Origin of the sequence: Acidithiobacillus albertensis, assembly GCF_001931655.1 — a bacterium.
Classification (GTDB): domain Bacteria; phylum Pseudomonadota; class Gammaproteobacteria; order Acidithiobacillales; family Acidithiobacillaceae; genus Acidithiobacillus; species Acidithiobacillus thiooxidans.
Window position 1 is genome coordinate 1 of the sequence record NZ_MOAD01000105.1, and the last position, 570, is coordinate 570.

General features: G+C 57.0%; 1 protein-coding gene and 1 pseudogene. Both read right to left on the reverse strand.

The features are described 5' to 3' along the window. Positions 1–196: pseudogene (locus BLW97_RS18315) on the reverse strand (hypothetical protein); the annotation flags it as partial. A 22-nt stretch (positions 197–218) separates the two neighbouring features. Continuing rightward, on the reverse strand, positions 219–570 hold a 352-nt coding region (locus tag BLW97_RS18320; protein WP_143214998.1), incomplete at its 5' end, for an efflux RND transporter permease subunit.

The following is a 570-nucleotide window of genomic DNA, read 5'->3' on the forward strand; positions in this document are numbered from 1 at the left end:
ATTCCATCCCGGTACGCATGGGTCCACGATTCTCCGGTGACATCATGGCACGCATGCCTTCGTGGTCAGGCGAATCACCCCCCATCATGTTTCCCATCATACTGCCCATACCCGAGGCACTAGCCCGGTCTGCCTGCACATAACCTGCCAGAGCCAGTGCCGATAATATCGACTTCAACAACTGCCTTCTGTTCATGACATTTCTCCTTTTCTGAGTATTACTGCAATCTTAAACGACGCCGTTGCCATAAGGCGTACAGCGCAGGGATAACGAGCAAGGCCAACAGCGTTGCGCTCAACATGCCGCCGATGATAGGTGCGGCAATCCGTTTCATCATATCGGCGCCTGTGCCCTCGCTGAGCATGATGGGCAGCAGGCCCACAACGACCAGGGTAAACGTCATGGCCAGCGGACGCAGGCGGAGCATACTCCCCTCCATAATCGCCAGCTGCAGATCGTGCCAGTTTTGCAAGGCATCGCGGGCCCGCCGACGCTGCAGGGCCTGGTCCAGATAAAGGAGCATGACTACCCCAAATTCGACGGCCACACCGGCGAGGGCAATAAAACCC